Annotated in this window: 9 protein-coding genes and 3 rRNA genes; all 12 read right to left on the reverse strand. The window is 65.6% G+C overall.

Annotated features, from left to right (window positions below):
* Positions 1 to 6: 6 nt before the first annotated feature.
* The 12 genes from rrf to OE229_RS00060 all read right to left on the reverse strand — a co-directional run bounded on the left by rrf (position 7) and on the right by OE229_RS00060 (position 16235).
* Positions 7 to 123: ribosomal RNA gene (gene rrf, locus OE229_RS00005) — 5S ribosomal RNA — on the reverse strand.
* Positions 124 to 277: 154 nt separating this feature from the next.
* Positions 278 to 3405, reverse strand: a 23S ribosomal RNA gene (locus tag OE229_RS00010).
* Positions 3406 to 3836: 431 nt separating this feature from the next.
* Positions 3837 to 5358, reverse strand: a 16S ribosomal RNA gene (locus tag OE229_RS00015).
* Together the 16S, 23S and 5S rRNA genes form the textbook arrangement of a ribosomal RNA operon.
* 582 nt (positions 5359 to 5940) lie before the next feature.
* Positions 5941 to 7254, reverse strand: a complete 1314-nt coding sequence (tyrS, locus tag OE229_RS00020; protein ID WP_259362759.1) for a tyrosine--tRNA ligase — start codon at positions 7252 to 7254, stop codon at positions 5941 to 5943.
* Between the two features lie 63 nt (positions 7255 to 7317).
* Entirely contained in the window at positions 7318 to 8016 is a 699-nt protein-coding gene (locus tag OE229_RS00025; RefSeq protein WP_262139137.1) for a DNA-3-methyladenine glycosylase, read from the reverse strand.
* Entirely contained in the window at positions 8013 to 9449 is a 1437-nt protein-coding gene (argH, locus tag OE229_RS00030) for an argininosuccinate lyase (RefSeq protein WP_262139138.1), read from the reverse strand. Before argH ends, OE229_RS00025 begins: the two co-directional genes overlap by 4 nt.
* Positions 9450 to 9534: 85 nt before the next feature.
* Entirely contained in the window at positions 9535 to 10731 is a 1197-nt protein-coding gene (locus tag OE229_RS00035) for an argininosuccinate synthase (RefSeq protein ID WP_263344819.1), read from the reverse strand.
* An 18-nt stretch (positions 10732 to 10749) separates the two neighbouring features.
* Positions 10750 to 11673 (reverse strand): ornithine carbamoyltransferase, encoded by a 924-nt coding sequence (argF, locus tag OE229_RS00040; RefSeq protein ID WP_209135205.1) that lies wholly within the window; start codon positions 11671 to 11673, stop codon positions 10750 to 10752.
* The gene (locus OE229_RS00045; RefSeq protein ID WP_262139141.1) at positions 11670 to 12893 is read right to left on the reverse strand and encodes an acetylornithine transaminase; all 1224 of its coding nucleotides are present in this window, start codon (positions 12891 to 12893) and stop codon (positions 11670 to 11672) included. Before OE229_RS00045 ends, argF begins: the two co-directional genes overlap by 4 nt.
* Entirely contained in the window at positions 12890 to 13942 is a 1053-nt protein-coding gene (gene argB / locus OE229_RS00050; protein ID WP_182065268.1) for an acetylglutamate kinase, read from the reverse strand. The genes OE229_RS00045 and argB overlap by 4 nt, the downstream gene beginning before the upstream one ends.
* Positions 13942 to 15141 (reverse strand): bifunctional glutamate N-acetyltransferase/amino-acid acetyltransferase ArgJ, encoded by a 1200-nt coding sequence (argJ, locus tag OE229_RS00055; RefSeq protein ID WP_263344821.1) that lies wholly within the window; start codon positions 15139 to 15141, stop codon positions 13942 to 13944. The genes argB and argJ overlap by 1 nt, the downstream gene beginning before the upstream one ends.
* Complete coding sequence (locus OE229_RS00060) at positions 15138 to 16235, reverse strand: N-acetyl-gamma-glutamyl-phosphate reductase (RefSeq protein WP_182065270.1); 1098 nt, start codon at positions 16233 to 16235, stop codon at positions 15138 to 15140. The genes argJ and OE229_RS00060 overlap by 4 nt, the downstream gene beginning before the upstream one ends.
* Positions 16236 to 16269: the final 34 nt, after the last annotated feature.

Genomic DNA, 16269 nt, shown 5'->3' on the forward strand with positions numbered 1-16269 from the left:
CGTTAAGTCCGGCGGCGTCCTACTCTCCCACAAGGTCCCCCTTGCAGTACCATCGGCGCTGAGAGGCTTAGCTTCCGGGTTCGGAATGTGACCGGGCGTTTCCCTCTCGCTATGACCACCGGAACACTCTCGACCATGGATCTTGGTCTCAAAGCTGTCCCGACTGCTGTCTCCCGTGTGGAAGACAGAGCGGTGTATTCAGTTTCGATTCCCGATCGTCTGTCGGGAACCACAAAGTGGACGCGAGCCCGTGCAACACGTGCACGGAAATCAGTGTGTTATCAAGTCTTCGGCTTATTAGTACCGGTCAGCTCCACGGGTCGTTAGTCCCCGCTTCCACATCCGGCCTATCAACCCAGTAGTCTGCTGGGAGCCTCTCACACTCAAGGTGCATGGAAATCTCATCTCGAAGACGGCTTCCCGCTTAGATGCTTTCAGCGGTTATCCGGTCCGAACGTAGCTAATCAGCGGTGCCCTTGGCAGAACAACTGACACACCAGAGGTTCGTCCATCCCGGTCCTCTCGTACTAGGGATAGATCTTCTCAAATTTCCAACGCGCGCAGCGGATAGGGACCGAACTGTCTCACGACGTTCTAAACCCAGCTCGCGTACCGCTTTAATGGGCGAACAGCCCAACCCTTGGGACCTACTCCAGCCCCAGGATGCGACGAGCCGACATCGAGGTGCCAAACCATGCCGTCGATATGGACTCTTGGGCAAGATCAGCCTGTTATCCCCGAGGTACCTTTTATCCGTTGAGCGACAGCGCTTCCACAAGCCACTGCCGGATCACTAGTCCCGACTTTCGTCCCTGCTCGACCTGTCAGTCTCACAGTCAAGCTCCCTTGTGCACTTACACTCGCCACCTGATTGCCAACCAGGTTGAGGGAACCTTTGGGCGCCTCCGTTACTCTTTGGGAGGCAACCGCCCCAGTTAAACTACCCATCAGGCACTGTCCATGAACCCGATCAGGGTCCTACGTTAGACATCCAAAGTGACCAGAGTGGTATTTCAACAATGACTCCACGAACACTAGCGTGCCCGCTTCACAGTCTCCCACCTATCCTACACAAGCCACTCCGAACACCAATACCAAACTGTAGTAAAGGTCACGGGGTCTTTCCGTCCTGCTGCGCGTAACGAGCATCTTTACTCGTAGTGCAATTTCGCCGAGTTCGCGGTTGAGACAGCTGGGAAGTCGTTACGCCATTCGTGCAGGTCGGAACTTACCCGACAAGGAATTTCGCTACCTTAGGATGGTTATAGTTACCACCGCCGTTTACTGGGGCTTAAATTCAGAGCTTCGCCCAAAGGCTAACCCTTCCTCTTAACCTTCCAGCACCGGGCAGGCGTCAGTCCGTATACATCGTCTTGCGACTTCGCACGGACCTGTGTTTTTAGTAAACAGTCGCTTCCCACTGGTCTCTGCGGCCTTCAACGCTCACGGAGTACATCCGGTCACGCGTCCGGCCCCCCTTCTCCCGAAGTTACGGGGGCATTTTGCCGAGTTCCTTAACCACGATTCTCTCGATCTCCTTGGTATTCTCTACCTGACCACCTGAGTCGGTTTCGGGTACGGGCGGCTGCAACCTCGCGTCGATGCTTTTCTCGGCAGCATAGGATCACTGATTTCCCCTTACGGGTACGCGTCGGATCTCAGACATACAGACGACGGATTTGCCTATCGTCAGCCCTACATCCTTACACCAGGTTCACCTTACGGATACCATCGCCTGGCTCAGCTACCTTCCTGCGTCACACCTGTTCATACGCTAACCGCACCAGCATGGGGTCGAGCGTTAGACCGGCCACCATCACCCCGAAGGGATCCGGTTGCACCGGGTTAGGACTCTTAGCACCACTGGATTAGCTTGGGCGGTTGTTCGCCGGTACGGGAATATCAACCCGTTGTCCATCGACTACGCCTGTCGGCCTCGCCTTAGGTCCCGACTTACCCAGGGCGGATTAACCTGGCCCTGGAACCCTTGGTCTTTCGGAGGACGGGTTTCTCACCCGTCTTTCGCTACTCATGCCTGCATTCTCACTCGTGTAGCGTCCACGGCTGGATCACTCCGCCGCTTCACTCGCCACACGACGCTCTCCTACCACTCCGCACGACTGAACCACGAAGGCTTGTCTATAGTGCGAAATCTACAACTTCGGTGGTGTGCTTGAGCCCCGTTACATTGTCGGCGCGGAATCACTTGACCAGTGAGCTATTACGCACTCTTTCAAGGGTGGCTGCTTCTAAGCCAACCTCCTGGTTGTCTGTGCAACTCCACATCCTTTCCCACTTAGCACACGCTTAGGGACCTTAGTTGGTAGTCTGGGTTGTTTCCCTCTCGACGATGAAGCTTATCCCCCACCGTCTCACTGCTGCGCTCTCACTCACCGGCATTCGGAGTTTGGCTGACGTCAGTAACCTGTTGAGGCCCATCGGCCATCCAGTAGCTCTACCTCCGGCGAGAAACACGCAACGCTGCACCTAAATGCATTTCGGAGAGAACCAGCTATCACGAAGTTTGATTGGCCTTTCACCCCTATCCACAGCTCATCCCCTCCATTTTCAACTGAAGTGGGTTCGGTCCTCCACGACGTCTTACCGTCGCTTCAACCTGGCCATGGATAGATCACTTCGCTTCGGGTCTAGAACATGCGACTCAAACGCCCTATTCAGACTCGCTTTCGCTACGGCTGCCCCTCACGGGTTAACCTCGCCACATATCACTAACTCGCAGGCTCATTCTTCAAAAGGCACGCCGTCACCCCTACTAAGGAGGCTCCGACGGTTTGTAAGCAAACGGTTTCAGGTACTATTTCACTCCCCTCCCGGGGTACTTTTCACCTTTCCCTCACGGTACTTGTCCGCTATCGGTCATCTGGGAGTATTTAGGCTTATCAGGTGGTCCTGACAGATTCACACGGGATTTCTCGGGCCCCGTGCTACTTGGGATACACATCCGGCCATAACACCATTTCGTCTACGGGGCTGGCACCCACTACGGCCCGGCTTTCAAACCGGTTCGACTATGATGCGCTGTAACCGCCCCAGTCCGGCAGAACTGAGTGACGTGTCCCACAACCCCGACCATGCAACGCCCGCCGGCTATCACACATGATCGGTTTAGCCTCATCCGCTTTCGCTCGCCACTACTCACGGAATCACATGTTGTTTTCTCTTCCTGTGGGTACTGAGATGTTTCACTTCCCCACGTTCCCTCTACCCGCCCTATATATTCAGGCGGGAGTCACCAGGTCGCAAAACGCCTGGCGGGGTTTCCCCATTCGGAAATCCTCGGATCGAGGCTCGATTATCAGCTCCCCGAGGCTTATCGCAGATTTCTACGTCCTTCATCGGCTCCAGATGCCAAGGCATCCACCGTTTGCTCTTAGAAACTTGACCACAAAGATTAAAATTGCGATCCAACGTCACCACACCAACCCGAAGGCTGATCATGGATGACGCGAATCAAAGATGCTCGCGTCCACTGTGTAGTTCTCAACATACGATCGGCACCAGCACTCCCCCACCAGAAAGGTAGGTTCACCCTGGCCCGACGAAGGACCCGTAGGCCCAACCCCCACCACCACTCACGCGGCAGCAGGAAGCCTGGTCCCTCAGGACCCAACAACGTGCACCAGCCAGCAGCTCCACCCTCGACCCGTCCCAACTCTGCAAGCAGAGCGTACTGAGGTCGGAAGCATCACTCCCAACTGCACTGTCAATGTTCCACCCATGAGCTACCCGTCGGACACGTTCGGTCCGAACCAGGCGCCTGGATCAGCAACCAACCACCCATGAAGGGCGACCAGCACTGACCAGATGCTCCTTAGAAAGGAGGTGATCCAGCCGCACCTTCCGGTACGGCTACCTTGTTACGACTTAGTCCTAATCACCGATCCCACCTTCGACGGCTCCTTCCACAAGGGTTAGGCCACCGGCTTCGGGTGTTACCGACTTTCATGACTTGACGGGCGGTGTGTACAAGGCCCGGGAACGTATTCACCGCAGCGTTGCTGATCTGCGATTACTAGCGACTCCGACTTCATGAGGTCGAGTTGCAGACCTCAATCCGAACTGAGACCGGCTTTTTGGGATTCGCTCCACCTTACGGTATCGCAGCCCTTTGTACCGGCCATTGTAGCATGCGTGAAGCCCAAGACATAAGGGGCATGATGATTTGACGTCATCCCCACCTTCCTCCGAGTTGACCCCGGCAGTCTCCTATGAGTCCCCGGCATAACCCGCTGGCAACATAGAACGAGGGTTGCGCTCGTTGCGGGACTTAACCCAACATCTCACGACACGAGCTGACGACAACCATGCACCACCTGTACACCGACCACAAGGGGGCGACCATCTCTGGCCGTTTCCGGTGTATGTCAAGCCTTGGTAAGGTTCTTCGCGTTGCATCGAATTAATCCGCATGCTCCGCCGCTTGTGCGGGCCCCCGTCAATTCCTTTGAGTTTTAGCCTTGCGGCCGTACTCCCCAGGCGGGGCGCTTAATGCGTTAGCTACGACACAGAAACCGTGGAAAGGTCCCTACATCTAGCGCCCAACGTTTACGGCATGGACTACCAGGGTATCTAATCCTGTTCGCTCCCCATGCTTTCGCTCCTCAGCGTCAGTTACGGCCCAGAGATCTGCCTTCGCCATCGGTGTTCCTCCTGATATCTGCGCATTCCACCGCTACACCAGGAATTCCAATCTCCCCTACCGCACTCTAGTCTGCCCGTACCCACTGCAAGCCCGAGGTTGAGCCTCGGGATTTCACAGCAGACGCGACAAACCGCCTACGAGCTCTTTACGCCCAATAATTCCGGACAACGCTTGCACCCTACGTATTACCGCGGCTGCTGGCACGTAGTTAGCCGGTGCTTTTTCTGCAGGTACCGTCACTTTCGCTTCTTCCCTACTAAAAGAGGTTTACAACCCGAAGGCCGTCATCCCTCACGCGGCGTTGCTGCATCAGGCTTTCGCCCATTGTGCAATATTCCCCACTGCTGCCTCCCGTAGGAGTCTGGGCCGTGTCTCAGTCCCAGTGTGGCCGGTCACCCTCTCAGGCCGGCTACCCGTCGTCGCCTTGGTGAGCCATTACCTCACCAACAAGCTGATAGGCCGCGAGTCCATCCCCAACCAAAAAATCTTTCCACCACCAGACCATGCGGCCAGTGATCATATCCAGTATTAGACGTCGTTTCCAACGCTTATCCCAGAGTCAGGGGCAGGTTACTCACGTGTTACTCACCCGTTCGCCACTAATCCACCCAGCAAGCTGGGCATCATCGTTCGACTTGCATGTGTTAAGCACGCCGCCAGCGTTCGTCCTGAGCCAGGATCAAACTCTCCGTAAAAAAATACAGACCCAACACCCGAAGGCATCAGACCGAGTTGATTCTGACTGTTGACTGTCTACTGACAATCTTCAATCCAAAAGGAATTGCTTCATGACCCAGCCGGACAAACCGACCAGGCACGAGGTCAATCAATAAATTGGCATTGACAATGTGCACGCTGTTGAGTTCTCAAGGACCAGACGCACTTGCTCCTCGGCTCGAGTTCGAGCTTCAGCCACAAGGCTTGTGTTCTTGGCTTGCCACCGGTTGTTCGTCGGACCCGAAGGTCCAGTGGCTCATCCCGAGGGGAGAGAACCGGTGGGCTTGTCATCCTAGGCGTCGAAGCGATCCGGCGCAAGGCCTGATCTGAACTTCAGTGGAGGATGGTCCCGCTTGAGGGCCGACGTGCTCTGGGCTTTCGCTCCAGCCGCTCCGCCGCACCTTTGGGGTGACGAGTAAGAACTATACGCAGCCCTGAGCGGGTGCGCCAAGCCAGCTCCCATCCCGGGCGTGTCGCGTTGTGCAACACACGTCGCCCGGACGCAGCGATGCCCGGTTCCACAGGGGAACCGGGCACCACAGGCGGTCGAGCAACCGGGATCAGGCGAGTGTCACGCCGGCGAGGGTCTTCTTGCCACGGCGCAGCACGAGCACTCCCCCGGGCAGGGCGAGATCGGACAGCGGGGCGGCCGGGTCGTCGGCCCGGACGTTGTTCACGTAGACACCGCCCTGTTCGATCGCGCGGCGGGCTTCACCGAGGGACTTCACGAGTTCGGTCTCCACGAGTGCACGTGCAACGTCCGCTCCGGAGTCGAGCGTGACCGACCCCGGCAGCGCGGCGATCGCCGACCGCAGGGTCTCCGGGTCGAGCGCGCCGAGCTCGCCGTTGCCGAACAACGCGGCTGCGGCATCGATCGCCGCCTGGGTCGCCGCCACCCCGTGCACGATCGAGGTGACCTCGAACGCCAGGGTCCGCTGGGCCGCTCGTCGGAAGGGTTCGTCGGCGACGGCCTGCTCGAGTCGTTCGATCTCGGCACGCGTCAGGAACGTGAACTGCCGCAGCCGGGCGATCACGTCGGCATCCGCCGTGTTGAGCCAGAACTGGTAGAGCGCGTACGGCGAGGTCATCTCGGCATCGAGCCAGATCGCGTTGCCCTCGCTCTTGCCGAACTTCGTGCCGTCGGAGTTCGTGATGAGCGGGGTACCGAGGGCGTGCACCGTCGCACCTTCGGCGCGACGAATGAGCTCGGTGCCGGAGGTCAGGTTGCCCCACTGGTCCGAGCCGCCGGTCTGCAGCGTGCACCCGTACTGGCGCCAGAGCTCGCGGTAGTCGAGCCCCTGCAGGATCTGGTAGCTGAACTCGGTGTAGCTGATCCCCGCATCGGAGTTCAGCCGCGCGGCCACCGCGTCCTTCTTGAGCATCGAGTTGACGCGGAAGTACTTGCCGACGTCACGAAGGAAGTCGATCGCGGACAAGGGGGCGGTCCAGTCGAGGTTGTTCACCAGGCGGACACCGTTGTCGCCGTCCGGGCTGAGGAACCGGGACACCTGTGCCTGCAGCCGGGACACCCACTCCGCCACGGTCTCCGGGGTGTTCAGCGTGCGCTCGGCCGTGGGTCGGGGATCGCCGATGAGGCCGGTCGACCCGCCCACCAACGCGAGCGGCTTGTGCCCGGCGAGCTGCAGCCGCCGCATGGTCAGGAGCTGCAGGAGGTTGCCGCAGTGCAGCGACGGCGCCGTCGGGTCGAAGCCGCAGTAGTACGTGATCGGCTCACCGTCGAGGGCCTCTTGCAGCGCGGTCTCGTCGGTCGAGACCTGCACCAGACCGCGCCACTGCAGTTCGTCCCACACCGAGTCGAAGGCCGGGTCGTTCTGCTGGCGCGTCAGGACGTCTTGAGCGGTATCACTGGACACCCCGCCATCGTAGCGGCGACGGACGTCCGGCAGGCGCGGCAGCCGGGAGGCCCGGGGCCGGGTTCACGAGTCGAGGGCGCCCTTGTGTCGTCGGTACGTCGAGACCGTGGGGTCACCCGTCAGCCAGAAGCGCCAGGGGTACCGCACCCCGCCGGCGATGCCGCCGACGCCGGTGCGCGGGCCGCGGGAGATGCGGGGGACCGCAGCGCCCGCGGGCGGACCGGGCAGGGTCTCGGACAGGAGCTCGTCGATCACGCGGGCCGGTCCGGCGGAGGCGAGCCGGGCCTCCAGGCCGGGTGCCAGGGTGAGCACGAACGGGCCGGACCCGTCGAGGAGCGACGTGCCGTCGTCCTGCCCGAGGACCGCTCCGAGCGCACCCCCGAGGTTGCCGGGCCCGCGTGCCAACGCGACGTCCGCGACCTCCGCCCCACGACGCGCTCGCGCGACGTCCAGTCCCTCGACGACCTGCGCGCCGCGCAGCAGGGAGCCCGACGAGCTGCCGGCCGGCCCGCTCACCACGTTGACGCAGGTGTGGATGCCGTACGAGCGGTAGGCGTACAGCGTGCCGGGCGGGCCGAAGAGGTGTCGGTTGCGCTCCGTCATCCCCCGATGACCGTGTGATCCGGGATCGGTGGGGCCGGAGTAGGCCTCGACCTCGGTGATGCGGAGCGCCACGCCGCGCCCGGCGATCGTGGCACCGAGCAGGGCCGGCGCGGCGATCGGTGCGGGCTCGGCGAGCAGCGCGGCGATCCCCTCGGTCATCGCGAGAAGGGTGCGCCCTCGGCCAGGTCGCGGACGCGGCGGGTGACGGACGCGAGCTGCTCGGCGACGCGGTCGGGTGCGGTGCCCCCGACGCCGGAGCGCGACGCGACGCTGCCCTCGATGGTCAGGACGGAACGGACGGCGGGCGTGAGGTGCTCGGACACCGCGCGGTACTCGTCGTCGGTCGGTTCGTCGAGCTCGATGCCGCGCTCCTCGCAGTACCGGACGAGCGCGCCGGAGACCTCGTGCGCGTCCCGGAACGGGACGCCCTGGCGGACCAGCCACTCGGCGACGTCCGTCGCGAGCGAGAACCCCTGCGGTGCGAGCTCGGCCATCCGGTCGGTGTCGAAGGTCAGGGTCGCGATCATGCCGGTGAACGCGGGCAGCAGGACCTCGAGCGTGGCGACGGAGTCGAAGACCGGCTCCTTGTCCTCCTGCAGGTCGCGGTTGTAGGCCAGGGGCAGCCCCTTGAGGGTCGCGAGGAGCCCGGTCAGGTTGCCGATCAGACGCCCCGACTTGCCCCTGGCGAGTTCGGCGATGTCCGGGTTCTTCTTCTGCGGCATGATGCTCGAGCCGGTCGAGAACGCGTCGTGGAGCCGGACGAAACCGAACTCCTTCGTGTTCCAGAGGATGACCTCTTCCGACAGCCGCGAGACGTCGATGCCGATCTGCGCGAGGACGAACGCGAACTCGGCGACGACGTCACGGGCGGCCGTGGCGTCGATCGAGTTGTCCGCCGGGCGGTCGAAGCCGAGCTCCGCGGCGATCGCGGCGGGGTCGAGGCCGAGCGAACTGCCCGCCAGCGCACCGGCACCGTAGGGGCTGACGCTCGCGCGGCCGGCCCAGTCGCGGAGGCGCTCGAGGTCGCGGACCAGCGGCCAGGCGTGCGCGAGCAGGTGGTGGGCCAGGAGCACGGGCTGCGCGTGCTGCAGGTGCGTGCGCCCCGGCATGATCGCGCCCGGGTGCTCGGTCGCCTGCTGGGTGATCGCGTCGACGAGGTCGATCACGAGCCGGCCGATGCGACGCCCGTGGTCGAGCATGTGCATACGGCCGAGGGTGGCGATCTGGTCGTTGCGGCTGCGACCCGCGCGGAGCTTGCCGCCGAGTTCGGGACCGAGGTCGGCGATGAGCAGGCGCTCGAGGGCGCCGTGGACGTCCTCGTCGGAGTCGCCTGGCTGCAGTGTGCCGTCAGCGTGCGCCGCTTCGAGCCGGTCGAGGCCGGCGAGCATGCGTTCGAGCTCGTCGGCGGTCAGGTAGCCCGCGGTGTGGAGCGCTCGGGCGTGGGCTCGGGACCCCGCGATGTCGTAGGGCGCGAGCTGCCAGTCGAAGTGCGTCGACTTCGAGAGCGCGGCGAGGGCCGCACTCGGGCCGTCGGCGAAGCGGCCGCCCCAGAGGGCACCGGTGTTGGTGGCGTCGGTCTTCTCGTCGGTCATGTCGTCCTGCGTCGTTTCGTCGGTACTGGGGGCGGGCCGGGCGGCTGGGGCCGCGGGTCGTCGGTCGGTGCGGTGCGGCTGTCGGTCAGTTCGCCGCATCGCGGCGGGCGGAGATCTTGCTGGGCAGTGACCAGAGCTCGATGAACCCCCTGGACACGGACTGGTCGAACGCGTCGCCGGTGTCCGACGTCGCCAGGTCGAAGTCGTAGAGGCTCTGCTCCGACCGACGGCCCGTCACCGTGGCACGCCCACCCTGCAGCCGCAACCGGACGTTGCCGGAGACGTGCTGCTGAGTGTGCTCGACGAAGGCGTCGAGGCTGCGCTTGAGTCCCCCGAACCACAGGCCGTCGTAGACCAGGTCGGCCCACTCGGACTCGACGCCGCGTTTGAACCGGGCGACGTCGCGCTCGAGGGTGAGGCTCTCGAGTTCCTCGTGCGCAGCGATGAGCGCGATCGCGGCCGGCGCCTCGTAGACCTCGCGCGACTTGATCCCGACCACCCGGTCCTCGACGACGTCGATCCGCCCCACCCCGTGCTTGCCGGCGACCGCGTTGAGCTCCTGCACCATGCGCAGCACGCTGAACCGCTGCCCGTCGAGGGCGACCGGGACACCGCGGTCGAAGGTGATCGTGACCTCGTCGGGCTGCTGCGGGAGCGCCGGGTCCTGCGTGGTCGCGTAGAGGTCGGCGGCGGGGGCGTTCCACGGGTCCTCGAGGAGGCCGGTCTCGACGGCCCGCCCCCACACGTTCTGGTCGACCGACCACGGCTCCCGCTCCGAGTGCTGGATCGGCAGCCGGTGCTCCTGGGCGTAGGCGAGGGCGCGGTCGCGGGTCAGGGCGAGGTCCCGAACGGGGGCGACGGTTCGCAGGTCGGGTGCGATCGCCGCGACCGCTGCTTCGAAGCGGACCTGGTCGTTGCCCTTGCCGGTGGAGCCGTGCGCGACGCTGTCGGCACCGAGTTGCTTCGCCGTCAGCGCGAGGTGCTTCGCGATGAGCGGACGGCTCAGCGCCGAGACGAGCGGGTACCGCTTCTGGTAGAGCGCGTTGGCCCGGAGCGCCGGCACGATGTACTCGTCGGCGAACTCGTCCTTGGCGTCGACGACGAGCGATTCGACGGCGCCGCAGTCGAGCGCACGCTGCCGGACCGCACCGAGGTCCTCTCCGCCCTGGCCGACGTCGACCACGAGTGCGACGACGTCCTTGCCGGTGGCGTCGCGCAGCCAGCCGATCCCGACGGAGGTGTCGAGACCGCCGGAGTACGCGAGGACGACGCGGTCAGCCACTGGTGTTCGATCCGTCGGCTAGTCGTTGGCGAGCAGCCAGGCCAGCAGCGCCTTCTGGGCGTGCAGACGGTTCTCCGCCTCGTCCCAGATGATGCTGCGCGGGCCGTCGATGACGTCGGCGGTCACCTCGAACCCACGGTCGGCCGGCAGGCAGTGCATGAAGACTGCATCGTCGGCGGCGTGCGCCATGAGCGCGTCGTCGACGCGGTACCCCGCGAAGGTGTCGAGACGCGACTGCTTCTCGGACTCCTTGCCCATCGACACCCAGGTGTCGGTGACGACCACGTCGGCACCCGCGACCGCGGCCACCGGGTCGGTCACCACGAGGACGGAGCCGCCCGTGACGGCGGCGCGTTCCTCGGCGTCGGTGACGACCTGCGCCGACGGGGAGAACTCGGCGGGGGCTGCGACACGGACGTGCATGCCCGCGGTCGCCCCGGCGAGCAGGTACGACTGCGCCATGTTGCTCGCACCGTCGCCGATGAACGCCACGGTCTGCCCGGCGAGGGCACCGCGGTGCTCACGGATGGTGAGCAGGTCGGCGAGGAGCTGGCAGGGGTGGAAGTCGTCGGACAGCGCGTTGACGACGGGGACCGTCGTGCCGGCGGCCATCTCCTCGAGCCCGGCCTGACCGTAGGTGCGCCACACGATCGCCGACACCATGCGCTCGAGCACGCGGGCGGTGTCCGACGGGGTCTCCTTGCCGCCGAGCTGGCTGTTCGCCGTCGAGATGATCAGTGGGCTGCCGCCGAGGTCGGAGATGCCGACGTGGAAGGACACCCGGGTGCGGGTCGACGACTTGTCGAAGATCACCGCGACGCTCTGCGGACCGGCCAGCGGCTGCTCCGCCCAGCGGTCGGCCTTCATGCGGTCGGCGATGTCGAGGATCGCGGACTGCTCGGCCTGGCTCAGGTCGTCGTCACGGAGGAAGTGGCGGGTCATGCGGTGGGCTCCTGCGCTGCGGCGACGGCCGCGAGGCTCTGGGCGAGGGTCGACAGGAACTCGTCGATCTCGGCGTCGGACACGATGAGCGGCGGTGCGATGCGCAGGCTCGACTCGTTGGGGGCGTTGATGATGAGGCCACGCTCGAGGGCGGCGGCGTTGACGGCCGGGCCGATCGGACCGGTCAGACCGACGCCGATGAGCAGGCCGGTGCCACGGACCTCTTCCACCAGCGGGGAACCGATGGCGCGGATGCCGTCACGGATCCGCTCGCCCTTGACCACTGCGCCGGCGACCAGGTCGGCGCGCTCGATCTCCTCGAGCACCGCGTTCGCGACGCGGGTGCCGAGCGGGTTGCCGCCGAAGGTCGAACCGTGCTGCCCGGCCGAGAACAGGTCGGACGCCCAGCCGAACGTGACGAGGGCGCCGATGGGGAAGCCGCCGGCGATCCCCTTGGCGACGGTGATGGCGTCCGGCGTCACACCGTGGCCCTGGAACGCGAACCAGTTGCCGGTCCGGCCGACACCCGTCTGGATCTCGTCGAGGATCAGCAGTGCGCCGTGCTCCGCGGTCAGTCGGCGTGCCGCCAGCAGGAAGCCCTCGGGCAGGTCGACCACGCCGGCCTCGCCCTTGATGGGTTCGAGGACCAGGGCGGCGACGGAGTCGTCGATCGACGCTTCGAGCGCCTCGATCGAGGTGTCGATGTGCTCGACGCCCGGGATCATCGGCAGGAAGTCCTGCTGCAGCGCGGGCTTGCCGGTGAGCGCGAGCGCACCCATGGTGCGGCCGTGGAAGCCCTGCTTGAGCGCGATGATCCGGGTCTTCGTGCCATCCGCACCCTTGTTGAGGCGGGCCAGCTTGAACGCGGCTTCGTTCGCCTCGGCGCCGGAGTTGCCGAAGTAGACACGGCCCGCGTCGCCCGCGCCGGTGATGCGCTTGAGGCGCTCGGCGAGTTCGAGCTGCGGCGGAGTGGCGAAGTAGTTCGACACGTGCACGAGCTTCGCGGCCTGGTCGGCGATCGCCTCGACGAGCGCGGGGTGCGCGTGACCGAGCGAGTTCACCGCGATGCCTGCGAGGAAGTCGAGGTACTCGTTGCCGTCGACGTCCCAGACGCGGCAGCCCTGGCCACGCTCGAGCATGATCTTCGGCGGGGTCAGGGATCGCATGAGCGACGCCCCGAACCGGTCGTTCCAGGTCTCGGTCTGCGTCTCGGTGCTCACTGCTGGTGTCCCTTCTCGTCCGTACCCGCCACGTGCTGGCCGGTACTGCTGTCGATCGACGGCGACGCCACGCGACGGCCGATCTCGGCGTGGGTCATCTGGTTCTCGGTTCGTCGGCTCGGGTCCGGGATCACCTCGGTTCCCGCACCCCGCAGGGTGAAGACCTCGAGCAGGATCGAGTGCGGGATCCGGCCGTCGATGATGGTCGCACCGCCGACCCCGCCGACCACGGCGTCGAGGCACGCGGTCATCTTGGGGATCATCCCCGACTCGAGACTCGGCAGGAGTGCACGGAGCTCGTCGACCGCGATGAGGTCGACGATCGAGTCACGGTCGGGCCAGTTGCGGTACAGACCGGGCACGTCGGTGAGCATCATGAGCTTCGAGGCCCGGAGCGCGATCGCCAGGGCACCGGCCGCCGCGTCCGCGTTCACGTTGAGGGCCTGGTCGGGGTGCGCGTCGTCGATCGCGATGCTCGAGACGACCGGGATCCGGCCGGCCTCGATCGCGGCGAGCACACCCGACGGGTCGACGTGGGTGATGTCCCCGACGTGGCCGAGGTCGTACTCCTGCCCGTCGACGACGACGCCCTTCTTCTCGCCGGTGAACAGCGAGCCGCCGTCGCCGAACACGCCGACGGCCAGGCCCTCGCCGTGTTCGTTCATCAAGTCGACGATCTCGCGGTTGACCTCGCCCGCCAGGACGTCGCGGACGACGGTGATCGCCTCGGTCGTCGTGACACGGTAGCCGCCGCGGAACTCGGACTCGATGCCCTGTTCCTTGAGGGCGGCGGAGATCTGCGGGCCGCCGCCGTGCACGACGACGGGGTGCAGGCCGGCGTAGCGCAGGTAGACCATGTCCTCGGCGAAGGCGCGCTTCAGGTCCTCGTTCACCATGGCGTTGCCGCCGAACTTGACCACGACGACCTTGCCCGAGAAGCGCTTCAGCCAGGGCAGCGACTCGATGAGCGTCGCGGCCTTGACCGCGGCGAACTCGTGTTCTTCTTCCTTCGTGAGGGGCGTCCCGGCCCCTTCGGTGTCGTTCGCCATCAGCTGGAGTACGCGCTGTTCTCGTGCACGTAGTCGTGCGTGAGGTCGTTGGTCAGGATCGTGGCCGAGTGCGCGCCGACACCGAGGTCGATGCGCACGTGGGTGTCACGCGGGGTCAGGTCGACGGAGTCGCTCGGCTCGTCGGGTGCGCCCGCGTGGCAGACCCGGATGCCGTTCATGCTGACGTCCACCGCGTACGGGTCGAACTCGGCGTCGGTGGTGCCGATCGCTGCGAGCACCCGGCCCCAGTTCGGGTCGTTGCCGAAGACGGCCGCCTTGAACAGGTTGTTCCGGGCGACGCTCCGACCGACGGTCACGGCGTCGTCCTCGGTCGCGGCGTGCACGACCTCGATCGCGATGTCGTGGCTCGCGCCCTCGGCGTCCTGCTGCAGCTGGCGGGCCAGGTCGGCACACACCGCGGTCAGGGCCTCCTGGAAGTCACCGACCTCGGGCGTCACGCCGCTCGCACCCGACGACAGCAGGACGACCGTGTCGTTCGTCGACATGCAGCCGTCGGAGTCGACCCGGTCGAACGTGATGCGGGTGGCGGCGCGGAGCGCCTGGTCGAGCTGGTCCGGAGTCTGCACGGCGTCGGTCGTGATGACGACGAGCATCGTTGCGAGACCCGGGGCGAGCATCCCCGCGCCCTTGGCCATGCCGCCGACGGTCCAGCCGTCCTCGGTCACGACGGACTGCTTGGCCTTCGTGTCCGTCGTCATGATCGCGGTCGCCGCATCGGGACCGCCGTCGCCACTGAGTGCCGCACTCGCCAGCTCGACGCCGCGGAGCACGTTGTCGCGGAAGGTCTGGTCGCCCACACCGATGAGCCCGGTGGAGCAGACGACGACGTTGCCGGCTCCGATCCCGAGGGCATCGCCCACGGCTTCGGCCGTCAGGTGCGTGGTCTGGAAGCCGAACGGGCCGGTGAAGCAGTTCGCGCCGCCGGAGTTCAGGACGACGGCACGGGCGACGCCGTCCCCGACGACCTGGCGGGACCAGATGACGGGGTGCGCCTGGGCTCGGTTGCTGGTGAAGACGGCGGCCACGGCTGCGTCGGGCCCGTCGTTGACGACGAGGGCCACGTCCGGCTTGCCGCTCGTCTTCAGGCCTGCGGTGACACCGGCGGCGCGGAAGCCCGCTGCCGCGGTGACGCCCTGGAGGCCCGGCTCGGTCTGGGTGGTCGTGCCTGCGTCGGTCACGGTGCGACTCCGTCCACGCTGAGGCCCGTGGTCTCGGGGAGACCGAGGGCGATGTTCGCCGACTGGACGGCGGCGCCGGCCGTGCCCTTGGCGAGGTTGTCGAGCGCGGTCACCGCGACGACGCGGCCGGCGGCCTCGTCGACGGCGATGCCGACGAGCGCGGTGTTCGCACCGATGGTGTCCGCGACCCGGGGGAACTCGCCTTCGGGCAGCAGGTGCACGAAGGGTTCGTCGGCGTACGCCTGTTCCCACGCGAGCCGGACGTCGCGTGCGCTGACGCCGGGCGAGAGCTTCGCGGTGGTGGTCGCCAGGATCCCCCGCGACATCGGGACCAGGACCGGCGTGAACGAGATCGTCACGTCGGCGGCCCCCGCGACCTGCAGGTTCTGCTGGATCTCGGGGACGTGCCGGTGCGAGCCACCGACGGCGTAGGCGCTGGCGGACCCCATGATCTCGGAGGCCAGGTAGGTGGTGCTGAGCTTCTTGCCGGCGCCACTCGGACCGACGCTGAGCACGGCGACGAGGTCGTCGGACTCGACGAGGCCGGCCTGGACGCCCGGCTGGATGCCGAGCGTCACCGCGGTGACGTTGCAGCCGGGGACCGCGATGCGCTTCGTGCCGACCAGGGCGGAACGCTGCTTGCCCTGCGACGCGATGTCGTCGACCTCGCGCCATTCATCGGCCGAACCCGGGGTGGGCGCCGCGAGCAGGAGCTCGGGCAGCCCGTAGGACCACGCACCGAAGTAGTCGCCGCCGTAGAACCGCTCCCACGCCGCCGGGTCCGTCAGACGGTGGTCTGCGCCGCAGTCGACGACGAGCGCATCATCGCCGAGTTCCGCGGTGATCGCACCCGATTGGCCGTGCGGCAGCGCCAGGAACACCACGTCGTGCCCGCGCAGCGTCTCGGCCGTCGTCTCCGCCAGGGTCAGGTGCGACAGCGAACGGAGGTGCGGCTGGGTCGCGATCAGGGGCTGCCCGGCGTTCGAGAACGCCGTCACCGTCCTGACCTCGAACTCGGGATGGGCGGAGAGCACGCGCAGGAGCTCACCACCCGCGTAGCCGGAGGCTCCCGCCACGGCGACGGATACGGACATGGGATTCCACCTTTGGTCGGACTGGTCGTCGAGA

Origin of the sequence: Curtobacterium poinsettiae (assembly GCF_025677645.1) — a bacterium.
Lineage (GTDB): Bacteria > Actinomycetota > Actinomycetes > Actinomycetales > Microbacteriaceae > Curtobacterium > Curtobacterium poinsettiae_A.